The organism is Kitasatospora sp. NPDC091335 (genome assembly GCF_044757205.1).
Lineage (GTDB): Bacteria > Actinomycetota > Actinomycetes > Streptomycetales > Streptomycetaceae > Kitasatospora.
The window spans coordinates 612,985-634,869 of record NZ_JBIVUM010000002.1; the positions used below are offsets into that span (position 1 = coordinate 612,985).

The window sequence follows — 21,885 nt, forward strand, 5'->3', positions numbered from 1 at the left end:
GGTGCGGGGCGGCGGTGGGGCGGGGCGGTGGGGCGGGGCGGCGGTGGGGCGCGGGTGCCGGGCGCGGGTGCGCCCCCCTGTTCAGGCCCCGGCGCCCACCGGCTCCCGTTCGCGCCGCCGGCCGCCCCGGCGCCCGGCACCCCCGCCGTCGCCCGGTCCGCCCCGGCGGCGGGAGCGCTGGGTGGGCCAGAACAGCACGTACGCGGCGGAGACCACCACGAAGGCGAGCCGGACGAGGCCGCGGGCCGAGTCGGACGGGAGGAGCAGCGTGCCGCCGTACAGCGCGGCCAGCGCGATCCAGCTCCACCACGGGACGAGCCGCTTCTGCCCGACCGCGTCCCAGAGCAGGGTGCCGAGCAGGATCGAGGCCGTGTAGTAGGTGTAGACGCTCGGGTCGAGCAGGATGCGGGCGTCCGCGCCCAGCAGCACCACGGCCGGCCAGCGGCCGCGCCAGACGGCGAAGCAGCCGAGCCCGATGCCGAGCGCGAACTGGGCCGGGCGGTCCCACCAGGGGGTGGCCGGGTCGGTGACCCCGAACCAGCGCAGCGCGGAGGCGGGCTGGTTCGGGATGGTGAACTTGGCGGCCGCCATGGTGTCCAGGTTGCCCAGGTAGAACGGCAGCCAGGCGATCGCCACCAGGGCGCAGAACCAGAGCGCGGCGCGCAGCCAGGCGGGCCGGGGCAGCGCCAGGATCAGCGGGGCGAAGGCGATCGCCCAGGGCTTGGAGTCCACGGCCAGCGCGAGGAAGACCGCGACCTGGGTGGGCTTGCCGCGGGCCAGGGCGTGCGCGGCGAGGGTGGTGAAGAACAGCGCGAGGACGTCGTCCAGGTGCGCGAAGCGGACCGAGACCTCGACCCACATCGGGATGAACGCCAGCCCGGCGATCAGCAGGCGCTGCTGGAGCCGGCGGTGGTTGATCCCGGTGCCGAGGTAGTACAGGGCGGCCGTGCGGCCGACCACGACCAGCATCACCAGGCCGAGCCCGACGCTCACCGCCTCGGCGATCAGCTCGCCGGTGTGCGGGGCGAACGGGGCGGTGAGCCGGGCCGCCGCGAGGCTGACCGGGCCGATCTGGAGCTCCGGGTGGTGGGCGTACAGCGACAGGCCGCCGTCGGACTGGCCGCTGAAGAGCAGCTGCTCGCCCTGACGCAGGTAGTGCCAGGAGAATCCGCCGCTGGGCTCGACCAGGAAGAACCAGAGCACCGTCCAGCCGGCCAGCAGGACGTGGTGCCTCCGCAGCGGGAGTCCCGCTATTCGCCCGGTCGCCGACTCGTAATCGGTGGTGGCCCGTGCCGTGCGCGCTTCCCGCACCTGTTTCTCTCCCCGCCGTTCCGCCCCCTCCGGCCGGACATCCTATGTGACGGAGGCGAACCGCCCGTGCCGCCCGCGGTTCCGTCCGGTGGACGGTGCGGGCGGCACGGGAGGTGCGCTACTGCTCAGCGCGCCTCGGTTCGGCGCGCCCCGGTTCAGCCCTGCGGACCGGCCTTGCGGCGGCGCAGCACCACGAGGGTGCCGACACCGGCCAGCAGGACGGCGCCGCCGGTGGCCGCGATCGCGGTGGTGTGGTCACCGCCACCGGTCGTGGCCAGGGCCTTGTCGCTGCCGTCGGCGGCGGCCTTGGCCTTGTCCACGGCGGCCGGGGTCAGCGGCGGCGGGGTGATGACCGGGGGCTCCACCGGGAAGTCGATCGGGCCCGCGGTGTCGCCGCTGCTCTCGGCCGGGGCCGGGGTGGTGGCGGATCCGGAGGGCTCACCGGTGGCCGGCTTCTCAGTCGGCTTCTCGGTGGGCTTCTCGGTGGGCTTCTCGGTCGGGGTCTCGGTCGGCTTGCCGGTGGGCGTCTCGGTCGGCTTCTCCGTCGGCGTCGCGGTGGAGGTGGCGGTCGCGGTGGCCGACGGGGAGCTGCTCGCGGTCGGGCTGGGCTTGCCGGTCTGGGTCGGCGTCGGGCTGGGCTTGCCAGTGTTCGTCGCGGTGGGCGTCGGGCTCGGCTTGCCGCCGTGCGCCTTGATGACGAAGCCCACGCCGCCGTCGCAGCTGAGGTGGCCGTTGTCGACCGGCTGGTGGGTGGTGTCGTCGAGCTCGGCGGCGAAGACGACCGGGACGACACCGGCCCGGCCGAGCGGGGCGCCGTCGGCGAAGGAGGCCCGGACCTTGATCGGGACGTTCTTGCCCCGGTTCACCCCGAGCAGGTCGTCGGCGACCGGGTTTCCGGCCGCGTCGAGGGTGCCGAGCATCATCAGGACGGAGTCGTTCTTCTCGCCGCTCTGGTCGGGGGCGACCACCGCGGTCTGCCACTCTCCGCCGGGCAGCCGGTACTGGACCTTGAGGTCCTTCGCCTGGAGCGAGCCCGCCTTGTTCTTGAACTTGAGCAGCGGGATGAAGACGAAGTCGTGCTTCGTCCGGTTGTCGATCTTGAACGTGAACTCGCGGGCGTCGCCGCCGGCGATGAAGGTGCCGGGCACGCCGTTCAGCGAGAGGTCGAGGCTCGCGTGCGACGCCTTGTCGGCCTGCGGCGCGACGGCGGACGGGGTGCCGGTGGTGCCGACGGCCATGGCGCCCTGGGCGCCGGCCAGCACGAGTGAGGATGCGAGCGCGGCGGCGCCGGCAAGGGCAAGACTGCGACGTATGGACAAGGGAGACCTCACGGAAGTGTCCGGGCGAGGCCCGGGCGCGAGAGGGCGGCCTCAGACGCCGCGTACCCCCCGCGAAGTTGAAAGTGCGACGGAGAGTACCGAACGATCCGACCGGTCCGGAAGGCGGGTGGCACGCTGTGGCGAGGATACCGAGAAGGCCTGTCCGAATCGTCCAACTCTGGCCGATCACAAGGCTTTTGCGTTTTACCGAAAGATGACCGGCGAGTGACGGGTACAAGCCCGTGGGGCGGTGCCGCGCGCCCCCGGCGGCGCGCGGCGGATGTGCGGCGCCGGGCCTGCCGGGGGCGGCCCGTGGAGTCAGCCCGCGAAGAAGGACTCGGCCGCGACGACCGCCCGCTCGTCGTCCAGCACCTCGCCCGGGCGGGAGCCGTTGCCGAGCAGCACCCCGCCCCAGCGCATCCCCATGTACTCGGCGGTCAGCCGGAGGCTGTCGACCAGCGGTCCGGCCTTGTCGTCGGCGGCGGCGAGGGCGGTGACCCCCCAGAGCGTGCCGCCGCCCATCCGGGCGAGGAAGTCCAGCCCGGGCACCCCCATCCACCCCAGCCAGTGGTCGAGGTAGAGCTTGGCGCCGGTCGGCAGCGAGTACCAGTACAGCGGCGCGACGAAGACCAGGTCGGTGGCCGCCAGGGTGGCGTCCAGCAGTGTCCGCCCGTGGCCGACCGGTTCCGGGTAGCCGCCGTCACCGGTGTGCCGGAGGTCCCGGAAGGGCGGCAGCGGGTGGTCGTCCAGCCGCAGCCAGCGCTGCTCGGCACCGGCCGGCAGGCTCGACTCGGCGGCCAGCCGGGCGAGTCGGACCGAGTTGCCGTCGGGGCGCGCACTGGCGTCGAGGAACAGGAAACGGCGCGACACCTGGGCGTCGGTCGACTGATGATTCGTCAGAATCCCTTGGTCGTACGTACGGTGCGAGCGCAGGAGTGAGCAGCCGTCGGACGCCGGGTATTCCGCGTCGGTGCCGACAGCCGGGCGGAGTCGCTCAGGTGCCTGGCAGCCTGATGGTCGGGCAGCCGGCCAACCGGGCAGCCGGACCGTCAGTCGGGCAGCCCGGCCCGGCGGCGGGCGACGGCGGCGACCGCCGCCCAGTCCTTGTCCCCGTCGCCGTGGGCCAGCGCGTCCAGGAAGGCGTCCCGCAGGATGCTGCCGAACGGCAGCGGGACGTTGCGCGCGGCCCCGGCCTCCAGCGCGAGGCCGACGTCCTTGAGCCCGAGCGGCAGCCGGAACCCGGCGGGCTCGTAGCGGCGCTCTGCCACCATCGAGCCGTAGCCGGTGTGGATCGGCCCCGGGAAGAGCGTGCCGGTGAGCATCTCGACCAGGTCGGTCGGCCGGACGCCGTGCGCCTCGGCCAGGCTGCACGCCTCGGCCATCGACTCGATCGCGCAGGCGATCAGGAAGTTGGTGCTGATCTTGGCCGTGTTGGCCTGCCGGGGGCTCTCGCCGAACTGCCAGGTGCGCTGGCCCATCGCGGCGAACAGCGGCGCGGCCAGGGCCAGCAGCTCGGGCGCGCCCGCGGCCAGGATGTTCAGCTGCCCCGCCGCGGCGACCGGCGGCCGGCCGAGGACGGGCGCGGCGACGTAGCCGACGCCGTGCTCGGCGTGCAGCGCCTCGGCCCGTTCGGCGAGGGCGAGCGAGACGGTGGCCATGTTGACGTGCAGGGTCGCCGTGGCACCGGCCAGCAGGCCCGGGTCGAGCAGCAGCCGCTCCACCGCCGTGTCGTTGGCCAGCATGGAGACCACCGTGTCGGCGGCGAACACCTCGGCGAGCGAGCCGGCCGCCTCGGCGCCCTGGGCCACCATGGCGGCCACCGGCTCGGGCGAGCGGTTCCAGACCCGTACGGCGTGGCCGGCCCGCAGCAGGCTGCCCGCCATGCCCTGCCCCATCGCGCCCAGCCCCACGAAGCCGATCGTCCGCCCGGTCATCCGCGTCTTCCCCTCGCCGCACCCGCTCGTGTACGGCCGACTGTACGTCAGGGGGCCGACAGGCCGGACGACAGATCCACGGAGGGCCCGCGCCTACGCGCAGGCGCGGGCCGGCATCCGGGTGCGGCCGGCGGCCGCGCCGCGCTCCAGCTCGGCGACCACCCGGCCGCGCAGCAGCTCGTACTGGGCCTGGAGGCGGCCGGGCCGGGCCGGGCGGGCGACCGGGCGGCCGGGGCCGACCAGCTCGTCGGGGCCGAACTGCTCGCGGGTGAGGTCGATCTCGAAGCCGGTGGCGAAGCGGTTCCACCAGTGGAGGTCCGTCCGCACCCCGTCGACGTACACCTCGCCCATCATGAGCTCGCCGCCGAGCAGGTCGTGCAGCACCATCGCCGTCACCCCGCACTGGCCGCGGGCGGGATTGTCGGGACGCCAGTGGGCCAGATCCTCGGGCGCACAGGTGTCGACGCCCCAGGAGGAGCGGATCGCACGTTCGATGTCGTTGAGGGTCCACGCCGTCATACCGGGAAGCCTGCCACGCGCCACTGACAGCGGCACCGGCTTTTCGAAGGGTCATCCCGTGTTCTGCGGCGACCCTTCTGGCGTTCACCCGAAGGAGGCAATGGCCCGGCCGGCCGGGCCTCCCCGTGCGCGGGGCGGGCGGGCCGGCCGGGTCCGCGTCACTTCGCCAACTCGGCGACGCCGGCCTGCGCGAACTGCTCGTCCAGGTCGCCGCTCGGCGCGCCCGCGACCCCGACGGCCGCGATCGGGGCGCCCTTCGACTGGATCGGGGCGCCGCCGGCCAGGAACAGGGTGCCCGGGATGTCCTTCAGGTTCGGGGCCTGGGCCAGGCGCTTGGCCAGCTCCGAGGTCGGGGCGTTCCAGGACACCGCGGTGAACGCCTTGCGCTCGGCCGAGACCGGGGCCTGCGGGCCGGCGCCGTCGCCCTTCAGCAGCACCCGGGTGACGCCGTCACGGTCGACGACCGCGACGGACACGTGCTGGCCGGCCTTGGTGGCGGCGTCCAGGGCGGCCTGAGCGGCGCGGGTGGCGGCGTCGATCGTCAGGCCGCTGCTCGCGGCCAGGTTCTTGTTCTGGGTGTCGGCCTTCGCCGCGGCCGGGACGACCGGGGTCTCGGAGGACTCGGCGCTGGCCGAGACGGCGCCCACGGTGGCGGCGAGCGCGGCGGCGACGACGACGGTGCCGGTCAGCACCCGGGTGCGCACGGAGGTCTTCTTCATGGTCCAGCTCCTCAGCGGATCTGCGGGGTGGGGCGGGGGTTCGGGGGCCGCCGGAGCGTCGGGGGACCGCCCGGCGGCGTGCTTCGATCCTCCGTCCGGGGCCCGGCCCGCGGCATCGGCGGTCCGGCGCGAGCGGCCGGGCATGATGGTGGACGGCGGTGTCAACCGATCGGCTGATGCGGCCCCGGGCCGGACGGGTCACCATCGATGGATCGACGCAGGTCGGTGCGGGTCGACGCGGACCGGGACGGCCGGTACGGCCGGTACGGGCCGGCGCCGACCGCGCACGCACCACCCGTCCAGCCAGGAGCCACCCGTGCAGCAGCCCCGCCCCGCCGGCCGCCGCGACGTCCCCGGTGCCGGAGCCGATGTCCCCGGCCCCGACGCCGGCGATCCGGACGCGGCCCGGCTGGCCCTGCTGCTGGACTCCGCCTTCCTGCTGCTGCTCGCCGCCTCGCTCAGCCGCTACCTCACCCACCACTCCGGCAGCGCGCAGGCGCCCTGGGTGATCGGGCTGAGCGCCGCCCTCGCGGTCGCCCAGCCGGCCGGCTCCTGGCTGGCCCACCGGCGCCCGCCCGCCCGGGGAAGGCAACGCCGGTGGCCACCGGCCCTGGTGGTGGTGCTCTGGGTGGTGCTGGTGCTGCTCGCGCCGAGCTTCGCCTGGTGCGCCGTCCCGCTGATCTACACCGCGCTGCGGGCCCTGCCGGCGAAGGCGGCCATCCCGCTGGTCGGCGCGCTGACCCTGCTGGTCGTGATCGCCGAGATCCGGCTGCCCGGCGGCGCCGACGCCACCCTCGTGCTGCTGCCGCCCGCGGTGGCCGGGCTCGCCACCGGCGTCTTCCTCTTCATGGCCAGGCAGGCCGCCCGGCAGCGGGCGCTGATCGCCGACCTGGTCCGCACCCGGCGCGAACTCGCCGCCACCGAACGGCGGGAGGGCACCCTGGCCGAGCGCGAACGGCTGGCGATGGAGATCCACGACACCCTGGCGCAGGGCCTGTCCAGCCAGCAGATGCTGCTCCAGGCCGCCGAGCGCACCTGGGACACCCGCCCGGCGACCGCCCGCACCCACGTCCGCACCGCCACCGAGGTGGCCGCCCGGAACCTGGCCGAGGCCCGCCGCTTCGTCCACGACCTCGCCCCGGCGGAGCTCTCCGACGGCCGCGCCCTCGACCAGGCGCTGCGGGCGCTGGCCGAGCGGGAGTCCGCCGAGAGCGGCCTGCCGGTCCGCTTCCACCTGGACGGCACGCCGGTGCCGCTGCCCACCGCCGCGCAGGCCGCGCTGCTCCGGATCGCCCAGGGCGCGCTGGCCAACGTCCGCGAGCACGCCGGGGCTTCGGCCGCCGCCCTCACGCTGTCCTTCCTCGGCGACCAGGCGGTGCTGGACATCGCCGACGACGGACAGGGCTTCGACCAGGACGCGGCCGGCACCGGGGGCGGGCGCGGCTACGGCCTCCCGGCGATGCGGGCCCGGCTGCGGCAGCTGGGTGGCAGGCTGACCGTGGAGAGCGCTCCCGGCGAGGGCACCGTGGTCTCCGCCGCGATCCCCCTCGGACACCGGTGAACGCGGAACACGATGAACCCGGAACACCCGTGGTCCGGAACGGCGATGAGACTGGAGCGGCCATGACCCTGGAGCACCGAATGCGTCTGGAGCACCGATGAGCACGACTCCCGTCCGGACGGCTCCCGTCCGGCTGCTGGTCTGCGACGACCACGCCGTGGTGCGGGCCGGACTGCTGGCGCTGCTGGCGAGCGCCGGCGACATCGAGGTGGTCGGCGAGGCCAGCACCGGGGAGGAGGCCGTCGCGCTGGCCGCCCGGCTGGCGCCGCAGGTGGTGCTGATGGACCTCCAACTCGGCGACGGCATCGACGGGGTGGAGGCCACCCGGCGGATCACCGCCGCCCCCGGCGGGCCGCACGTCCTGGTGCTCACCACCTACGACACCGACGCCGACATCACCCGGGCCATCGCCGCGGGCGCCACCGGCTACCTGCTGAAGGCCGAACGGCCGGAGGAGCTGTTCGCCGCCGTGCACGCGGCCGCGCAGGGCCGGACGGTGCTCTCGCCGCCGGTCGCCTCCAGGGTGATGGCGCAGATGCGGACTCCCGCGCCGCGGCTCACCGAGCGCGAGCAGGACATCCTCGGACAGCTGGCCCGGGGACTGGGCAACCGGGAGATCGCCAGGGCCCTGTTCATCAGCGAGGCCACCGTGAAGACCCACCTCGGCCGGATCTACGACAAGTTGGGCGTGGACACCAGGGCGGGCGCGGTGGCGGTGGCGAAGGAGCGCCGGCTGCTGCGCTGAGCCCGTCGGGGCGCCTGTCGCCCGGTCCTGCCCGGTGTCCCGCTCGCTCCGGCCCGTTCCCGCCCGCTCCCGGCCTTTCCCGGCCTTTCCCCGTCGCGCTTCCGGCTGCGCTGGGCGCTCGACCGGTGTCACTGCGTGCTGCCATGATGCTCGGAATGTCGGATTCCAGGGTGCCGCCCGCCGCCGTCCGGGCGGGGCGTTCAGCGCCCCGGTCATCCTGGCGGGGCCACAACTCCCAGGTCCAGGGCCTTTCGGACCAGTCTGAAGCGTCCACCACATTGTGGATGTTTCATGGATTTCACTATTGACAAACCAACCACGCGGTTTGTTAGCGTGAGATCAACGACGTCCCCGGGGGTGGGGGCTCGCCGGGGCCTGTGCGGACCGCTCTCGCCGGAGGGTGTTGCCAGGGGGGAAACGGCGGGTGTGCCGGGGTGTCGGGGGGAGCGGCAGCGCCGACGCCGCGCGACGAGGCGGCGTGGAGCGAGTCCGGGGGGACTCGCTCCACGCCTCCCCCGGTCCCCCACGCCGGCCCGTCGGCTCGCCCGACCGCCCGCTACACCAGCGCGCTCCAGTACGAACAGCACACGTACGGCAGCGGCGGCGCGCAGGGGCCGGCGTTCCCGGACAGCACCGGGCCCCGCTCCGAGCGGGCCACCGCGGGCGACCCCGCGGTCAGCCCGGCCTCGCCCGCCTCACCGAAGCGCAGTGCCAGCCGGTAGCCGTCCGGGGTGGCCGCGGCGACGCCCGGGCGCTCCCGGCTCGCGTTCAGCGAGGTGATCGTCCAGCCGCGCCGCCGCCAGTGCCGCTCCACCACGTTCACCAGCACCGCCCGGCGGGGCAGTGAGACGACGGTGAGGACGTCCCGGCCCCGGGTGACGTACCAGAACGCCTCCGACCCGCGCCCCGGCAGCGGCAGCCGCGCCCCCGCCCGCGGGACCGACCCCTGCCAGACCGGCGCCGGACGGACGGCGTCCAGGGTGTCCTGGAGCAGCGTCTCGCAGCGCTCGGCGGCGTCGAGTTGATCGATCGCCACCCCCGGCTCCGCTCCCGGCCGCCGGACCGGCGCGACCCGCGCGCCCCAGGGGCCGCCACCCGGGCATCCGACGTTCAGTTCGGCACCACCTGACTGCACAGCGCCCCTCCGCACTCCTCCCGGTGTTCAGCCCGGGCAGGCATTCCGTCACTGCTTGGACGGCGGGCGGGCACGGGCAGTTGCGTTCCCCGTTCCTTCCCTCACCGTTCCCACACTTCCGAATTGCACTGCACGGTGCAGTTGAGTCAATGCTCTGCACTGTGTAGTTTACTTCTTGTGCCGCCGGCCGGCCCGGATCCGCCGACCGGCCCTTCCCGCCACGCCTTCTGACCCGCCATCGAGAGGACCCGTCATGACCGTGATCACCGTCGGCACCGCCCGCATCCCCTACCGCGTGGTCGGCGACGGCCCCGACACCCTCGTCCTGGTGCACGGCACCGGCCCCGGCTCCGCCATGTGGGACGGCCTGCTGGACGCCTTCACCGACCGCTACACGGTGCTGCTGCCCGACCTCTCCGGCAGCGAGTCCGCCGAGGACGACGGCGCGCCGCTCACCCTGGAGGCGCTCGCCGCCCAGGTCGCCGCCGTGATCGCGGACGCCGGCCGCGGCCCCGCCGACGTCCTCGGCTTCTCCCTCGGCGCCGTCGTCGCCACCGCGACCGCCGCCCTGCACCCCGGGCGGGTCCGCCGCCTGGTCGCCGCCGCCGGCTGGATCAGCGCGGAACAGGACGAGTACCTGCGGCTCTCCATGGCCACCTGGCTCTCGCTCGCCGGCCACCCCGCCGCGTTCGGCGGCTACGCCACCCTCACCGCCTTCAGCCGCGGCTTCCTCGACCGGATCGGGCGCGCCGCCGTCGAGGCCAACACCGCCTACATGCGGCCGACTTCCGGCACCCTGCGGCACATCACCCTCAACCTCGGCCTGGACCTCTCACCGCTGCTCCCGCGCGTCCAGGCCCCCGCGCTGGTGATCGGCTGCACCCAGGACGCCACCGTCCCGGTGGAGAACGCCCGGCGGCTGCACGACGCCCTGCCGGGCAGCGCCTACGCCGAGTTCGACACCGGCCATATCGTGCTCGCCGAGGAGACCGCGGCGTTCACCGGGACCGTCCGGGACTTCCTCGCCGCCGCCTGACCGCCTGCCGCTTCCACCGCCTGCCGCTTCCACCGCCTACCGCCCGACCGGCCGTTGCCCGACCACCGGGAGGGCGCGCACGGGGGCGCGGGCGGGGCCCCGAGGAGGGCGCGCACGGCCCGGACGACCGGCGTGTGGAGCACACCGGAGCCCGGGAAACAAGCCTCACACCAGAAAGGCCGATTACCGCGCATAGTGATCGGAATCAAATTGACTGAACGTCAACTTCAAAGGTGAGACTGCCTCGTTGACGACGTTCGCAAGGAGACGACCATGCGCATACTCTTCACCGGCCCCGCTTCTGCCGGTCACCTCTTCCCCATGGTGCCCACCGCCCAGGCGCTGCGCGCCGCCGGGCACGAGGTCCTGTTCGCCAGCGGACAGCCGCTCGACACGATCCGGGCCGCCGGCTTCCCGGTCGTCGAGATCGGCGACGGCCGGGAGCTGCCGGAGATCTTCGAGGAGCAGCTGGGCGGCAAGATCGAGTACATCAACCGGGACAAGACCCAGGACGAGATCTTCGACATGGCGGCCGCGAGCTTCGCGTACGCCTCCCGTCCCGGCGTGGACGGCCTGCTGGCCGCCGCCACCGACTGGGGCGCCGACCTGATCGTCCACGACTCCTTCCACGCCGCTCCCCCGCTGGTCGCCGCCCGGCTCAAGCTCCCGGTGGTGGTGCACAACTTCGGTGCCAGCCCCGGCCGTCCGATGATCGACCGGCTGGCCTCGCACGTACCCGACCTGTACGAGGCGTGGGGCCTGACCGGCCCGGCCGTCACCGCGGCGATCAACGTCGGCCCGCTCGGCGGCGACCCGGACGGCCTGCCGATGCGCTACGTCCCGTACAACGGCGGCGGCGTCGTCCCGGCCGAGTTCCTCCGCGAGGCCGAGCGCCCGCGGGTGGTCGTCACCCTGGGCACCGTGCTCGCCAAGCTCGACGGCGTCCGGTCGGTGGTCCGCCTGGTGGAGGCGGCGGCCGAGGTCGACGCCGACTTCCTGCTCGCGGTCAACGGCGCCGACCTCGCCCCGTTCGGCACGCTGCCCGCGAACGTCCGCGGCCTGCCCTGGGTCCCGCTCAACGAACTGCTCGGCCGCGCCGACGCGCTGATCCACCACGGCGGCTCCGGCACCATGCTGACCGCCCTCCAGGCCGGTCTGCCCCAGCTGCTGCTCCCGCAGGGCGCCGACCACTTCATCAACACGGAGGCCATCACCGCCACCGGCGCCGCTCTGAGCTCCACCTCCGACGCCGTCGACACCACGCTGCTCACCCGCCTGCTCACCGACGCCGCGCTCCGCGACGCCGCCCACCGCCTCCAGGCCGACAACGCCGCCCTGCCCAACCCGTCCACCCTGGTCACCGCCCTGGAGGAGCTCGCCGCCCGCCGCTGACACCCGCACGCGGCACGGCTGCCGCAGGCCGGGTGGCCTGCGGTGGCCGGCTGTGGGGCGGGCGGTGGCCGGCGTCCCTTTCTTCGACGCATCGGTCTGGTCCAGACTGATCGCGGGCGACGGACGAGGGGGATGCCATGGCGGAGCGGACGTCGGCCCCGGAGCTTCCCCCCGACGGCCCCCAGGGCCGCCCACCGGGCGATCCCGCGGACGGTCCCACCGGCGATCCGGTCCCGTTCGGCCCCCGGCTGCGGGCGTTCCGCAACCGGGCGGGGCTGAGCCAGGAGACGGCCGCGGCCCGGGCCGGGATCAGCACCAGGGCCCTGCGCGACATCGAACAGGACCGGGTCCGCCGCCCCCGGCCCGGCACCCTCCGACGGCTGGCCGGAGCACTGGACCTGACCGGCGGCGAGCTGGCCGACCTGTCGGCCGCCGCCCGCACCGGGCCGCCGCGCGGGGCCGGCCGGCCGCGTCTGCTGGTCCTCGGTCCGCTCGCCCTCCAGCACGGCGGGACACCCGTCCCGGTCACCAGTCCGACGCTGCGCCGCCTGCTCGGGCTGCTGGCGCTCAAACACCCCGAGCCCGCCACCCGGCAGGAGATCACCGACACCCTCTGGCCGTCCGGTCCGCCCGACTCCCACCAGAGCCTGGTCCACACCTACGTCAGCCAGGTCCGCCGACTGCTGGAACCACCCGGACCGCGGACCGTCCCGCCGCCGGCCGTCGTACGGACCCCCACCGGGTACCGGCTGGAGACGCCCTCGAACCAGATCGACCTCGGCCGGTTCGACGACCTGCTGACCCGGGCCCGCCGTGCCCACCGCGCACCGGACCCGCAGGCCGCGTACGAATCGCTGACGCGGGCCCTGCTGTGGTGGCGGGGCCCGGTGCTCGCGGACGCGGACCCGGTGCTGCGGCGGCACCCCGCCGCGGTGGCCGCCGACGAACGGCGGATCGCGGCGGCACTGCTGCACGCCGACACCGCGCTGCTGCTGGGCCGCCCCGCGGAGGCCGTCCCGGTGCTGTCGGACCTGGTCAACGCCGAACCGCTGCACGAGGGCCTGCACGCCCGGCTGATCCTCACCCTCGCCGGCGGCGGCGAACAGGCCGCCGCCCTCGACGTGTTCGGCCGGCTGCGCGACCGGCTCGACGAGGAACTGGGCATCACCCCCGGCGCGGAGGTCCGCGAGGCCCACCTCCGGGTGCTGCGCCGCCACCTGCCCCTCGGCGGACGGCCCGACCACCCCGCCCCCACCGCGCCCGCCGTACCTGCGCCGGCCCGACTGCCCGCTCCCGCACCGGCCCAACTGCCCGCCAGGACCGGTTCCCACGTCGGACGGCTGCGGCAGCTGCGGGAACTGGACGCCCTGGTCTCGCCCGACCCGGCGCTGCGCCCTCAGGTGGTGGCGGTGGTCGGCGCGCCCGGGATCGGCAAGACCGCCCTCGCCACGCACTGGGCGCACGCGCGGCGCGAGCACTTCACGGACGGGCAGCTCTTCGTCGACCTGCGCGCCCACTCCCCGCTGCCGGCGCTGCGCCCCGGCGACGTCCTCGCGCAGTTCCTCCGGGCCCTGGGCACCCCGCCCGGCCGACTGCCCGCGGACGAGGGCGAGGCCGCCGCGCTCTACCGCACGCTGCTGGCCGACCGGCGGATGCTGATCGTGCTGGACGACGCGCGCGACGCCGAGCAGGTCAGACCACTCATCCCCGGTGCCCAGGGCTGTGCGGTGGTGGTCACCAGCCGCAGCCGGCTCGCCGGGCTGGTCGCGAGCGACGGCGCCCGGCGGACCGCCCTGGACGTCCTCGACCCGGACGAGGCCCGCCGGCTGCTGGGCGGCATCGTCGGCGAGTGCCGGGCCGCGGCCGAGGAGGAGGCCGCCCGCCGGCTCGTCAGGGCGTGCGGCGGCCTGCCGCTGGCGATCCGGATCGCCGGCGCCAACCTGGTCGCCCGCGACGCCGGAATCGCCGACTACTGCGCCGAGTTGGCGGGCGACGACCTGCTCAGCCGGCTGCACGTCGAAGGGGACCGGCGCTCGACGGTGCGGGCCGCCTTCGACCTCTCGTACCGCGCGCTCCCGGCCGACGCCCGGCGGATGTTCCGGCTGCTCGGCCTGATGCCCGGCCCCGACCTCACCGCGGACGGCGCCGCGGCCCTGGCGGGATCGGCCCCCGCCGAATCGGCCGGACTGCTGGCGCGCCTGACGGACGCCCATCTGGTGCGGGAACGCGCGGCCGGCCGCTTCGGGCTGCCCGAGCTGCTGCGCTCCTACGCCCGCGAGCTGGTCGGCACCGAGGAGGCGCACGCCGCCCGGCAGCGGCTCTTCGGCTGGTACCTCCACCGCACCGACGCGGCCACCCGGCTGCTCTACCCCGCCGAACCGGCGGCGGGGTCGGCGGGGTCGGCGGGGCCGACGGGGCCGACGGGGCGCGCGGGTACGGCTGCGGGGCGCGCGGGTGCGGCGGGAGCCGGGGCGGGAGCCGGAGCGGACTTCGCCGCCGTGGCGCTCTTCCACGACCACGCCCGGGCCTCGGCCTGGCTGGACGACGAGCGGGAGAGCCTGTCCGGGGCCGTCCTCCAGGCGTGCGCGGCAGGCCTCACCCCGATCGCCCGGCAGCTCGCGGAGAGCCTGCACGGCTACCTCTCCGCGGGGCGGTACACCGGCGACTGCCTCAAGGTCGCGACCGCCGGCCTGTCCGCCGCCGTCGCCGACGGCGAGCTGCGCGCCCAGGCCGCCGCCCAGTTGCGGCTCGCCGAATGCCACGGGGCACTGGCCGACGGCGCGCAGGCCCTGGACCTGACCGGCAGGGCACTGGAGCTCGCCCGGCAGGCCGACTGGCGCGCCGGCCAGGCCCTGGCGCTGCGCCGCATCGGCGCCGCGCACGAGGGCACCGGCGCCGTACGGCTGGCGTACGACCACCTCGCCCAGGCCCTCGGCCTCACCGGGCGAGGCGCGGGGACGGAGAACCCCGACGACCTCACCAGGCTCGGGCTGATCTGCTGGAAGCTCGGGCGGCTGCGCGAGGCCACCGGGCACTTCTCGCAGGTGGCCCAGCTCTTCCGCACCCTCGACCAGGCCGACGGGGAGGCGGTCGCGCACACCAACGTGGCGATCGTCCATCGCACGCTGGGCCGCCCCGGGGACGCGATCCGGGTGCTCGGCGAGACCCTGCCGATCCATCTGAGGAGCGGCAACAGGTTCAGCGAGTCGGTGGCGCTGAGCTGCCTCGCCGGCGCGCACACCGACCTCGGCGACCACGCCACCGGCCGGGTGCTGGCCCACACCGCGCTCGCCGCCGCGCAGGCGCTGCGCAACCGGGCCCTGGAGGCCAACGCCCTCCTCGCCCTCGGGGCCGCCCAGGAGCACGCCCCCGATCCGACCGACGCGGCCGACAGCTACCGGGAGGCGATCCGCCTCTCCGAGGCCGCGAACGACCGCTTCCCGCTGGTCGCCGCACTCGTCGGGCTCGCGGCGGTCCAGGCGGGCCCGGACCCGCGGGCCGCCCTGCGCACCGCGGAGCGCGCCGTCGTGCTCGCCCGCGAGGCGGAGTTCCGGGTCCTCGAAGGCCGCGCCCTCGACGCCCTGGCCTGCGTACGGGTGCGGCTCGGGGAGGCGCGGACCGCCCTCGAACTCGGGCAGGACGCCCTCGACCTGCACCGCGCCACCGGGCACCGGCCGGGCGAGGCCCGCAGCCGGCTGACGCTCGGCTACGCGCAGTCGGCCCTGGGCGCGCGCGGCGAGGCGACCGGGCACTGGCGCGCGGCGGTGCGGCTCTCCCGGGCGATGGGCCGGAGGGGCATCCGGGTCCGCTGACGGCGGGCCCCAGCCCCTCTCGGCGGCAGGACGGCGGGACCGGCGGTTCCCCCGGTTCTGCCGGTTCCCGTGAGCCGGGCCTCGGCAATCGGCATGACCGCAGGTCAGCGGGGGTGAACGCGGCCGCAGCCGACCTGCCCCGGGGCCGCCGTCGCTCTGGTCCGGCTGTGGGGGACCGACCAGACGGGCTCCGTACGGTGATCGCACCGCCGAGCCCTTCCCCGCCGCCCACCGCCGAGGTGACCCGTTGTCAGCGCCCGAATCCGAGTCCGACCCCGAGTACGCGCAGGTCCTGAGGACTCCCGCTTGAGCCGGTACGCCCGCATCCCACCGCGGCCCCCTCCCGACCGATGACCCGCACGATCCCCCCGCCCCCACCCCCACCTCCGAAGGGTTGCAGCGTCATGGCCGAATGCCTGGCCGACCACACCGTGACGGCGACGTCCGTACCGATCGAGGACCGGCCCGCCGGAGACCGTCCCACCGAGGGCCGGCCCGCCGAGGCGCCACCGGCCGACACACCGGCGATCTGGTCCCGCAACTTCCGCTCCTACTTCACCGCCCGCAGCGCCGGCCTGCTCAGCTGGGCGATGCTGCCGGTCGCGGTCTCGGCCGGACTGCTCAGCGGCGGCTACGGCCTGGACACCGCGGGCTACGCGATGGCCTTCCTGGTCGGCCCGTTCGCCGGGCTGGTGCTGTTCGGCGGGGTGCTCGCCGACCGCTTCACCGCCCGCCGGATGATGATCGGCGCCGACCTGGCCAACCTCGCCGCCCACGTACTGCTCGCCGTCCTGTTCATCCACGGCATCGACCACCTCTGGCAGCTGTACGCGCTGCTGGTGGTGGCGGGCACCGCCAACGCGATGTTCCAGCCGGGCGCCACCTCGACCGTCCCGCTGGTCGCCCGGGACGTCCAGGGCGCCAACGGGGTGCTGCGCACCTCCGAGGCGCTCACCGGACTCGGCGGCCCCGCGCTGGCCGGTGCCCTGGTCGGGCTCGGAGCCACCGGCTGGGTGATGGTGATCTCCGCCGTGGCCTACGGGACCAGCGCGGTCTGCCTGTTCACGCTCCGGCTCGGCGCGGTGCCCGCCCCGCCGGCCGGCGAGAGCCTGTGGCGCAACCTGGTGGTCGGCTGGCAGGAGTTCCGTGCCCGCAGCTGGCTCTGGGGCGTGATCGTGATCTGGATGGTCTTCGCGGTGCTCTCCTGGGGGCCTCAGCTGTCGGTGGCCGCCGGCGTGATCGTGCCCGAGCACGGCGCGACCGCCTTCGGCCTGCTCAACTGCGCCCTGGGCGCCGGCACCGTGGCCGGCGGCCTGCTGGCGATCCGCTACAAGCCCGCCCACCCGCTGGCCGCCGGCGCCGTGGCGATGCTGGCGTTCCCGCTCTACCCGCTCGGCATCGTGCTGGACTGGCCGGTCTGGCTGCTCGCCGCCGCCCAGCTCGCGGTCGGCGCCGGGATCGGCGTCTGGGGCGTCATGTGGGCGACCAGCGTGCAGACCCAGGTGCCGGGCGAGGTGCTCAACCGCGTCCACGCCTACGAGGTCGCCGGCTCCGTCGGGATGTACCCCATCGGCAGCGCCCTGGCCGGCCCGGCCGTCGGCGCCTTCGGCACCGACCGGGTCCTCCTGGTCGGCGTCGCGGTCGCCCTCCTCACCGCCATCGCCCTCCTGGCCACCCGCCCCATCCGCACCCTGCGCCGCGCCCCCGGCGCCACCTGAGGCCCGGTGCGACCTGAGCCCTGTGCGACCTGAGCCCCTGTGCGACGGCCGAGGCCCGGGTCAGGCGCCACCGAGCAGAGCGCCCAACTCCCCGACGCCGATGACGTGGGCCCGGGAGGGGAGGACCCGGTGGAGCAGGACCTCGTGGGCTTCGGCGTCCGGGTCCGCGACGCCGTCGGACAGGACGTAGAGCAGGTAGTCGCGGTCGGCCGCGTCGAGGACGGTGGACAGGACGGCACCGCCGGTACTGAGGCCGGCCACGACCAGCGTGGTGATGCCGCGCTCGCGCAGCTGCCGGTCGAGGCCGGTGGTGGACATGCCGCCGTGGCGGGTCTTGCGCACGACGATGTCACCGTCCCTGGGGGCCAGGCGCTCGTGGACGGCGGCGGCGGGGTCCCCGTCGTGCATCACCCGGTGCCGGGCCAGCGGGGCGAAGGACCTGTTGGCGGCCGGGACCGCGTCCCAGTCGGCCTCGGTGAAGCCGAGGCGTACGTGGGCGACGGTGCCGCCCAGGGCCCGAACGTCGGCGATGGCGCCTTCCACCCGGCCGAGCAGGGCCTCGCGGTCGGCGGCCTCGGGCAGCGCGGCCAGGATCGCGGGCTGGCAGTCCAGGACGAGGAGCGCGGTGTGCGCGGGGTCGGGTGCGGGGGCGGGTGCGGGTGCGGGGGCGGGTGCGGTACTCATGTGGTCGTCCTCCGTGCTGGTGGTGTGTCCGCCGCGGCGGACGGCCTCGTGCCGTCCCGTCCGACGGCGCCGTGCCCGACCGCGCCCTGCCCGACCGCGCCGTGCCCGACCGCGCCCTGCCCGGCCACGCCCTGCCTGACGGCATCCCCTCCGACCGAATCCCCTCGGGGAAGCAGCAGCGGGGTGGCCAGGATGAGCAGCCCCGCGACCGTGATGGCGGTGCGCGGCCCGGTGGCGTCGGCGAGCAGGCCGCAGAGCGCGGTGCAGACCGCGATGGACGCCTGCTGGCCGATCGACCAGGCCGACAGGGTGCGGGCGACGAGGTGCTTCGGCGTGCGTTCGAGCCGGTAGGTGGCGAGCACCGGGGTGAACAGGCTCATGTTGGTGATGATCGCCAGCTCGACGGCCATCACGGTGACGAGCCCGACCACGCCGGGGCCGACGAAGGCCAGGCCGATCAGCCAGACGGCGCGCAGGGTGCCGACGGTCCGGAAGACCCGGTCCCTGCCGTACCGGGCCACGACCCGCCGGGCCAGCCGGGAGCCGATCAGTCCGCCGAGGCAGGGGACGGCGAAGGCGAGGCCGTACTGCCATGGGGCGAAGTCGAGTTGGCGCAGCAGGAGCACGGCGAGCACCGGCTCGGTGGCCATGATCAGACCGGAGACGAGCATGTTGTTGAGGTAGAGCGCCCGCAGGGCGCGGTCGCCCGTGATGTGCCGCCAGCCGTCGAGCACCGCGCCCGCCCTGACCGGCTCCTTGCCGGCCGTCGGCGGCGCCTCCTCCCGGCCGCGGATCGCGGTGATGCCCAGCGCGGAGAGCAGGTAACCGAGCGCGTCGGCCACCACGGTGGTGACCGGCCCGAACATGCCGATCGCCGCCCCGCCCAGCGGCGGCCCGACCGCGATGGAGCTCCAGTTCGTGGACTCGAAGCGCGCGTTGGCCACCAGCAGGTCGTCCGGCCGGACGATGGCCTTGAGGTAGGCGCCACTGGCCGCGCCGAACGCGATCTTGGACGCCGCGACCACGATCGAGACCACCAGCAGGTGGACGAGGCCGAGCCGCCCGAAGGCGTAGGCGACCGGGATCGTCGCCATGGCCGCGAACCGGGTCAGGTCCATCGCGATCATCACCGGACGCTTGCGCCGGAACTCCACCCACGGCGCGAGCGGCACCGCGACCAGCGCGCCCACCGCGGGCCCCACCGCTGACAGCGCCGACACCTCGGCGGGGCCGGCGTGCAGCACCAGGACCGCGATCAGCGGCAGCGCCCCGAACCCCAGCCCGGAGCCGTACGCGCTCACCGCGTACGCCGCCCACAGCCAGCCGAACCGCGGGCCCAGCCTTCTCCTGCCCATCATGCCCGTCATGCCCATCACGCCCGATGCGCTCCCCTCGACGTCCGGCCGAACAAACCGGCGTTGACCGGTGGGAGCCAATCGGACGCCACGACAACGGGTCAAACAACCGCTCCACCTGCTCCGCACAACCAGGGGTTGTTCCCTAAGGTGGGTCGGCGTGGACCTCGAAGCAGTGCGCACCTTCGCCGCCATCGCGGAAGCCGGCCAGTTCCAGAAGGCCGCCGTCGACCTGTCCGTCACCCAGCAGGCCGTCTCCAAGCGCGTCGCCGCACTGGAGCGCGACCTCGGCGTACGGCTGTTCACCCGCACCCCGCGCGGCGCCGAACTCACCATCGACGGGCAGGCGTTCCTGCCGCACGCCCGCGAACTCCTGCGGGTCGCCGAGCGCGCGGTCGCGTCCGTACGCAGCGGCCGCCGCCCGCTGCGCGTCGACGTGATCGCCTCGCGCGGCGCGGCCTCGGGCCTGATGCGCGGCTTCCACGACGCGTACCCGGAGATCGACCTCGACGTGCTGATGCTGGTCGAGATCGACACCGCCATCGCCGCCATCCGCTCCGGCACGGTCGACGCCTCCTTCCGCGCCGTCGCCGCGCCCGGCCGGCCGCTGCCCGAGGACATCGCGTCGGTCCGCGTCCTCGACGAACCGCTCCAGCTCCTCACCGGCCCGGCCCACGCACTGGCGGACGCCAAGTCGGTGACCGTCGCCGAGCTGGCCGGCCACCGGATCTGGATGCCCGGCATCGCCCCCGGCACCGAGTGGGGCGCCTACTACGCCGACCTCGTCGCCGAGTTCGGCCTCACCATCGAGGCGACCGGCCCCAACTTCGGCTCCGACGCACTCCTCGACACCATCGCCGACACCCCGGCCCTGGCCACCTTCATGAGCGAGCGGACCCGCCTCGTCTGGCCCACCGGCCACGGCCTGCGCCGCATCCCGGTCACCAACCCCACGCTCCTCTACCCCCACTCACTGCTCTGGCACCGCGACAACCCCCACCCGGCCCTCCCCACCCTCCGCACCCACCTCACCCTCAACACCCACACCCACCCCGCCCCCGGCACCTGGACCCCCACCTGGGCCCTCCCCCACTGACCGTCCCCACCTGGCACCCACTGGCCGCCCCCGCCCGTCACGGCTCCCGTGACCAGCCGGGCCGGCCCGGTCCCGGCGGAGTACCGTGGGAATGTCGGAGCGGCCCGAGCCGCCCCCAGTGCCCCCGCCCAGCGGCGGTCGGGCCACGTCCGCGGTTAGGTGGCGAGCCATGTCGGACGAAGCCGGTGCCGCGTTCCCGGGCCTTCTGCCGGACCACTTTCGGCAGACCGCGCAGCCGGGGACGCTCCTGTTGCGCCTGGAGACCACACGGTCGCGCGAAGGCGTGCTCGACGGCGCGTGGTGGCCGCGTTCACGTGACGTCGGCGCCGAACTACCCGGTCTGGTACGGGTGTTGACCGAACACCTCGGCCCCGTGGCGAGCGTCGGGCTGGACGCGGAAGCCTGGGACGACGTACCGGCCCGGCTGCTCGTCGACGGCCGGTCGGTGCACATCGACCGGTACCCGGTCGGCGACGACACGGTGATCGTCACGCGGGGCGACCACGATCACTTCAGCCTGCTCGTCGTCCCCCCACAGGCGGGCCGGGAGGCCGCGCTGGCCGCGATGACCCGCGCGGTCGAGGCGGGCGGAAGCGACTCGGCACGGCAGATCCTCGTCGCCACCGGCATAGGCGGCACCGATTCCGGCTCCGGCACCGGCTCCGGCACCGAACCGCCGGGCGAAGCACCCTGGGGGACGGCCCGGTGAGCCGGGCACCTCGGGCAGACAGGAAAGGCGGGACGGCGGGATGTCCGTCTACGTGAAGCTCTCGGCCGACGCCCGGACGCCGGCGGAACCCTCCAAGGGGCCCTTGGACATGCAGTACGAGGACGGCGCGGACGGCGTCACCTTCGAGTACGACCTGCATCCGAGTGGTGCGCTGCGCGTCCTGCGGGTCTTCGAGGACACGCCGTACCGGATCGAGGTCTGCTTCGGCCCCGGAGCGTGGCTCCAGGTCGTGGGCAGCTACCTGCGGAGCGGCGCCGAGTACTGACCGCGATCCGCACCGGGCACGCCCCGGCGGCCCCGACGGGCCGTGCACCGCGGCCGGCGCCGCGGGACCGGACCGTTCAGCCGAGCAGCAGTTCCGCCGCCGGAGTGTGGTTCCCGGTCGCGGAGGCGCCGGCCATCGCCGAGACGGCCGTGTCCGGTGCGGTGCCGGGCGGCACCACCAGCAGCAGCAGATGGTCCTGGAGGCCCCGGGTGACGCTGATCGTCGCGCCGCTGCCGGTGAACCGGTTGATCCTGACCACCAGGCCGTTCGCCGCGACGGACCGGGGCACGCCGTCCCAGGCCGGAGTGTCGAGGCCGACCCGGAGGATCCGGCCGAAGTGGGCGCCGAGCGCGGTGATCAGGTCCGGCAGTTCGGCGAGGACCCGGTTCGAGCGGGGCCACCAGGCCCCGTCGAAGACGCCCTCCCGCGACATCGTCGGCTCCAGTTCCAGGCGCGGCAGCAGCGGCACGTCGGGCACCGTCCACGGCCCGGAGGAGGAGGGGTTGGGGAGAGGGATCGGCATCATGCGAAGCCGCCCGTCCGGTCCGCGAGGG

19 protein-coding genes are annotated in these 21,885 nt (G+C 75.2%); 9 read left to right on the plus strand and 10 right to left on the minus strand.

Features of this window, described 5'->3' with window-relative positions; all coding sequences use genetic code 11:
• Positions 1–81 precede the first annotated feature (81 nt).
• From ACIQOW_RS07655 to ACIQOW_RS07680, 6 genes are all read right to left on the minus strand, one after another.
• The gene (locus ACIQOW_RS07655; RefSeq protein ID WP_401080792.1) at positions 82–1,311 is read right to left on the minus strand and encodes a hypothetical protein; all 1,230 of its coding nucleotides are present in this window, start codon (positions 1,309–1,311) and stop codon (positions 82–84) included.
• 155 nt (positions 1,312–1,466) lie between these two features.
• The gene (locus ACIQOW_RS07660; RefSeq protein ID WP_401080795.1) at positions 1,467–2,630 is read right to left on the minus strand and encodes an LPXTG cell wall anchor domain-containing protein; all 1,164 of its coding nucleotides are present in this window, start codon (positions 2,628–2,630) and stop codon (positions 1,467–1,469) included.
• 318 nt (positions 2,631–2,948) lie between these two features.
• Positions 2,949–3,500: a flavodoxin family protein gene (locus tag ACIQOW_RS07665; RefSeq protein ID WP_401080798.1), complete on the minus strand. Its 552-nt coding sequence runs from the start codon at positions 3,498–3,500 to the stop codon at positions 2,949–2,951.
• A gap of 179 nt (positions 3,501–3,679) precedes the next feature.
• Positions 3,680–4,564, minus strand: a complete 885-nt coding sequence (locus ACIQOW_RS07670) for an NAD(P)-dependent oxidoreductase (protein WP_401080801.1) — start codon at positions 4,562–4,564, stop codon at positions 3,680–3,682.
• Between the two features lie 93 nt (positions 4,565–4,657).
• Positions 4,658–5,083 (minus strand): hypothetical protein, encoded by a 426-nt coding sequence (locus tag ACIQOW_RS07675; RefSeq protein ID WP_401080802.1) that lies wholly within the window; start codon positions 5,081–5,083, stop codon positions 4,658–4,660.
• A gap of 158 nt (positions 5,084–5,241) precedes the next feature.
• Complete coding sequence (locus ACIQOW_RS07680; protein ID WP_401080805.1) at positions 5,242–5,802, minus strand: heme-binding protein; 561 nt, start codon at positions 5,800–5,802, stop codon at positions 5,242–5,244.
• Positions 5,803–6,118: 316 nt separating this feature from the next.
• Between ACIQOW_RS07680 and ACIQOW_RS07685 the strand changes: the two genes are divergently transcribed.
• Together ACIQOW_RS07685 and ACIQOW_RS07690 are read left to right on the plus strand one after the other, a co-directional pair.
• Positions 6,119–7,363 (plus strand): sensor histidine kinase, encoded by a 1,245-nt coding sequence (locus ACIQOW_RS07685; protein ID WP_401080808.1) that lies wholly within the window; start codon positions 6,119–6,121, stop codon positions 7,361–7,363.
• 97 nt (positions 7,364–7,460) lie between these two features.
• Positions 7,461–8,108: a response regulator gene (locus tag ACIQOW_RS07690; protein WP_401080811.1), complete on the plus strand. Its 648-nt coding sequence runs from the start codon at positions 7,461–7,463 to the stop codon at positions 8,106–8,108.
• 556 nt (positions 8,109–8,664) lie between these two features.
• On the opposite strand, the gene ACIQOW_RS07695 is transcribed toward ACIQOW_RS07690, so the two are convergent.
• On the minus strand, positions 8,665–9,144 hold the full coding sequence (locus ACIQOW_RS07695) for a hypothetical protein (RefSeq protein WP_401080813.1): 480 nt from the start codon (positions 9,142–9,144) through the stop codon (positions 8,665–8,667).
• 352 nt (positions 9,145–9,496) lie between these two features.
• On the opposite strand from ACIQOW_RS07695, the gene ACIQOW_RS07700 reads away from it, so the two are divergent.
• The 4 genes from ACIQOW_RS07700 (at position 9,497) to ACIQOW_RS07715 (ending at position 17,201) form a co-directional block, all read left to right on the plus strand.
• Complete coding sequence (locus ACIQOW_RS07700) at positions 9,497–10,279, plus strand: alpha/beta fold hydrolase (protein WP_401080816.1); 783 nt, start codon at positions 9,497–9,499, stop codon at positions 10,277–10,279.
• Positions 10,280–10,552: 273 nt separating this feature from the next.
• Entirely contained in the window at positions 10,553–11,671 is a 1,119-nt protein-coding gene (locus ACIQOW_RS07705) for a nucleotide disphospho-sugar-binding domain-containing protein (RefSeq protein WP_401080819.1), read from the plus strand.
• Positions 11,672–11,808: 137 nt separating this feature from the next.
• On the plus strand, positions 11,809–15,483 hold the full coding sequence (locus tag ACIQOW_RS07710; RefSeq protein WP_401080822.1) for a BTAD domain-containing putative transcriptional regulator: 3,675 nt from the start codon (positions 11,809–11,811) through the stop codon (positions 15,481–15,483).
• Between the two features lie 404 nt (positions 15,484–15,887).
• On the plus strand, positions 15,888–17,201 hold the full coding sequence (locus tag ACIQOW_RS07715; protein WP_401080826.1) for an MFS transporter: 1,314 nt from the start codon (positions 15,888–15,890) through the stop codon (positions 17,199–17,201).
• A 60-nt stretch (positions 17,202–17,261) separates the two neighbouring features.
• Here the strand turns inward: ACIQOW_RS07715 and ACIQOW_RS07720 are convergent, their stop codons facing one another.
• Together ACIQOW_RS07720 and ACIQOW_RS07725 are read right to left on the minus strand one after the other, a co-directional pair.
• Positions 17,262–17,885 carry a cysteine hydrolase family protein gene (locus ACIQOW_RS07720; protein WP_401080828.1) on the minus strand — a complete coding sequence of 208 codons (624 nt, stop codon included), beginning with the start codon at positions 17,883–17,885 and terminating at the stop codon, positions 17,262–17,264.
• Positions 17,882–19,243, minus strand: a complete 1,362-nt coding sequence (locus ACIQOW_RS07725; RefSeq protein WP_401081359.1) for an MFS transporter — start codon at positions 19,241–19,243, stop codon at positions 17,882–17,884. The genes ACIQOW_RS07720 and ACIQOW_RS07725 overlap by 4 nt, the downstream gene beginning before the upstream one ends.
• Before the next feature lie 157 nt (positions 19,244–19,400).
• Between ACIQOW_RS07725 and ACIQOW_RS07730 the strand changes: the two genes are divergently transcribed.
• The 3 genes from ACIQOW_RS07730 (at position 19,401) to ACIQOW_RS07740 (ending at position 21,331) form a co-directional block, all read left to right on the plus strand.
• Entirely contained in the window at positions 19,401–20,336 is a 936-nt protein-coding gene (locus ACIQOW_RS07730) for a LysR family transcriptional regulator (protein ID WP_401080831.1), read from the plus strand.
• 169 nt (positions 20,337–20,505) lie between these two features.
• Positions 20,506–21,045 (plus strand): DUF5994 family protein, encoded by a 540-nt coding sequence (locus tag ACIQOW_RS07735; RefSeq protein ID WP_401080834.1) that lies wholly within the window; start codon positions 20,506–20,508, stop codon positions 21,043–21,045.
• A gap of 40 nt (positions 21,046–21,085) precedes the next feature.
• Positions 21,086–21,331 (plus strand): hypothetical protein, encoded by a 246-nt coding sequence (locus ACIQOW_RS07740; RefSeq protein WP_401080837.1) that lies wholly within the window; start codon positions 21,086–21,088, stop codon positions 21,329–21,331.
• Positions 21,332–21,407: 76 nt separating this feature from the next.
• Here the strand turns inward: ACIQOW_RS07740 and ACIQOW_RS07745 are convergent, their stop codons facing one another.
• Complete coding sequence (locus tag ACIQOW_RS07745) at positions 21,408–21,857, minus strand: DUF5994 family protein (protein WP_401080840.1); 450 nt, start codon at positions 21,855–21,857, stop codon at positions 21,408–21,410.
• Positions 21,858–21,885: the final 28 nt, after the last annotated feature.

What these genes read in the sequence shown, in the direction of transcription:
- ACIQOW_RS07700 (WP_401080816.1), top strand. Translation starts at nt 9,497, where the DNA reads ATGACCGTGATCACCGTCGGCACCGCCCGCATCCCCTACCGCGTGGTC.
- ACIQOW_RS07745 (WP_401080840.1), bottom strand. Translation starts at nt 21,857, where the DNA reads ATGATGCCGATCCCTCTCCCCAACCCCTCCTCCTCCGGGCCGTGGACG.
- ACIQOW_RS07710 (WP_401080822.1), top strand. Translation starts at nt 11,809, where the DNA reads ATGGCGGAGCGGACGTCGGCCCCGGAGCTTCCCCCCGACGGCCCCCAG.
- ACIQOW_RS07740 (WP_401080837.1), top strand. Translation starts at nt 21,086, where the DNA reads ATGTCCGTCTACGTGAAGCTCTCGGCCGACGCCCGGACGCCGGCGGAA.
- ACIQOW_RS07715 (WP_401080826.1), top strand. Translation starts at nt 15,888, where the DNA reads ATGGCCGAATGCCTGGCCGACCACACCGTGACGGCGACGTCCGTACCG.
- ACIQOW_RS07675 (WP_401080802.1), bottom strand. Translation starts at nt 5,083, where the DNA reads ATGACGGCGTGGACCCTCAACGACATCGAACGTGCGATCCGCTCCTCC.
- ACIQOW_RS07720 (WP_401080828.1), bottom strand. Translation starts at nt 17,885, where the DNA reads ATGAGTACCGCACCCGCCCCCGCACCCGCACCCGCCCCCGCACCCGAC.
- ACIQOW_RS07725 (WP_401081359.1), bottom strand. Translation starts at nt 19,243, where the DNA reads ATGATGGGCAGGAGAAGGCTGGGCCCGCGGTTCGGCTGGCTGTGGGCG.
- ACIQOW_RS07690 (WP_401080811.1), top strand. Translation starts at nt 7,461, where the DNA reads ATGAGCACGACTCCCGTCCGGACGGCTCCCGTCCGGCTGCTGGTCTGC.
- ACIQOW_RS07670 (WP_401080801.1), bottom strand. Translation starts at nt 4,564, where the DNA reads ATGACCGGGCGGACGATCGGCTTCGTGGGGCTGGGCGCGATGGGGCAG.
- ACIQOW_RS07680 (WP_401080805.1), bottom strand. Translation starts at nt 5,802, where the DNA reads ATGAAGAAGACCTCCGTGCGCACCCGGGTGCTGACCGGCACCGTCGTC.
- ACIQOW_RS07735 (WP_401080834.1), top strand. Translation starts at nt 20,506, where the DNA reads ATGTCGGACGAAGCCGGTGCCGCGTTCCCGGGCCTTCTGCCGGACCAC.
- ACIQOW_RS07705 (WP_401080819.1), top strand. Translation starts at nt 10,553, where the DNA reads ATGCGCATACTCTTCACCGGCCCCGCTTCTGCCGGTCACCTCTTCCCC.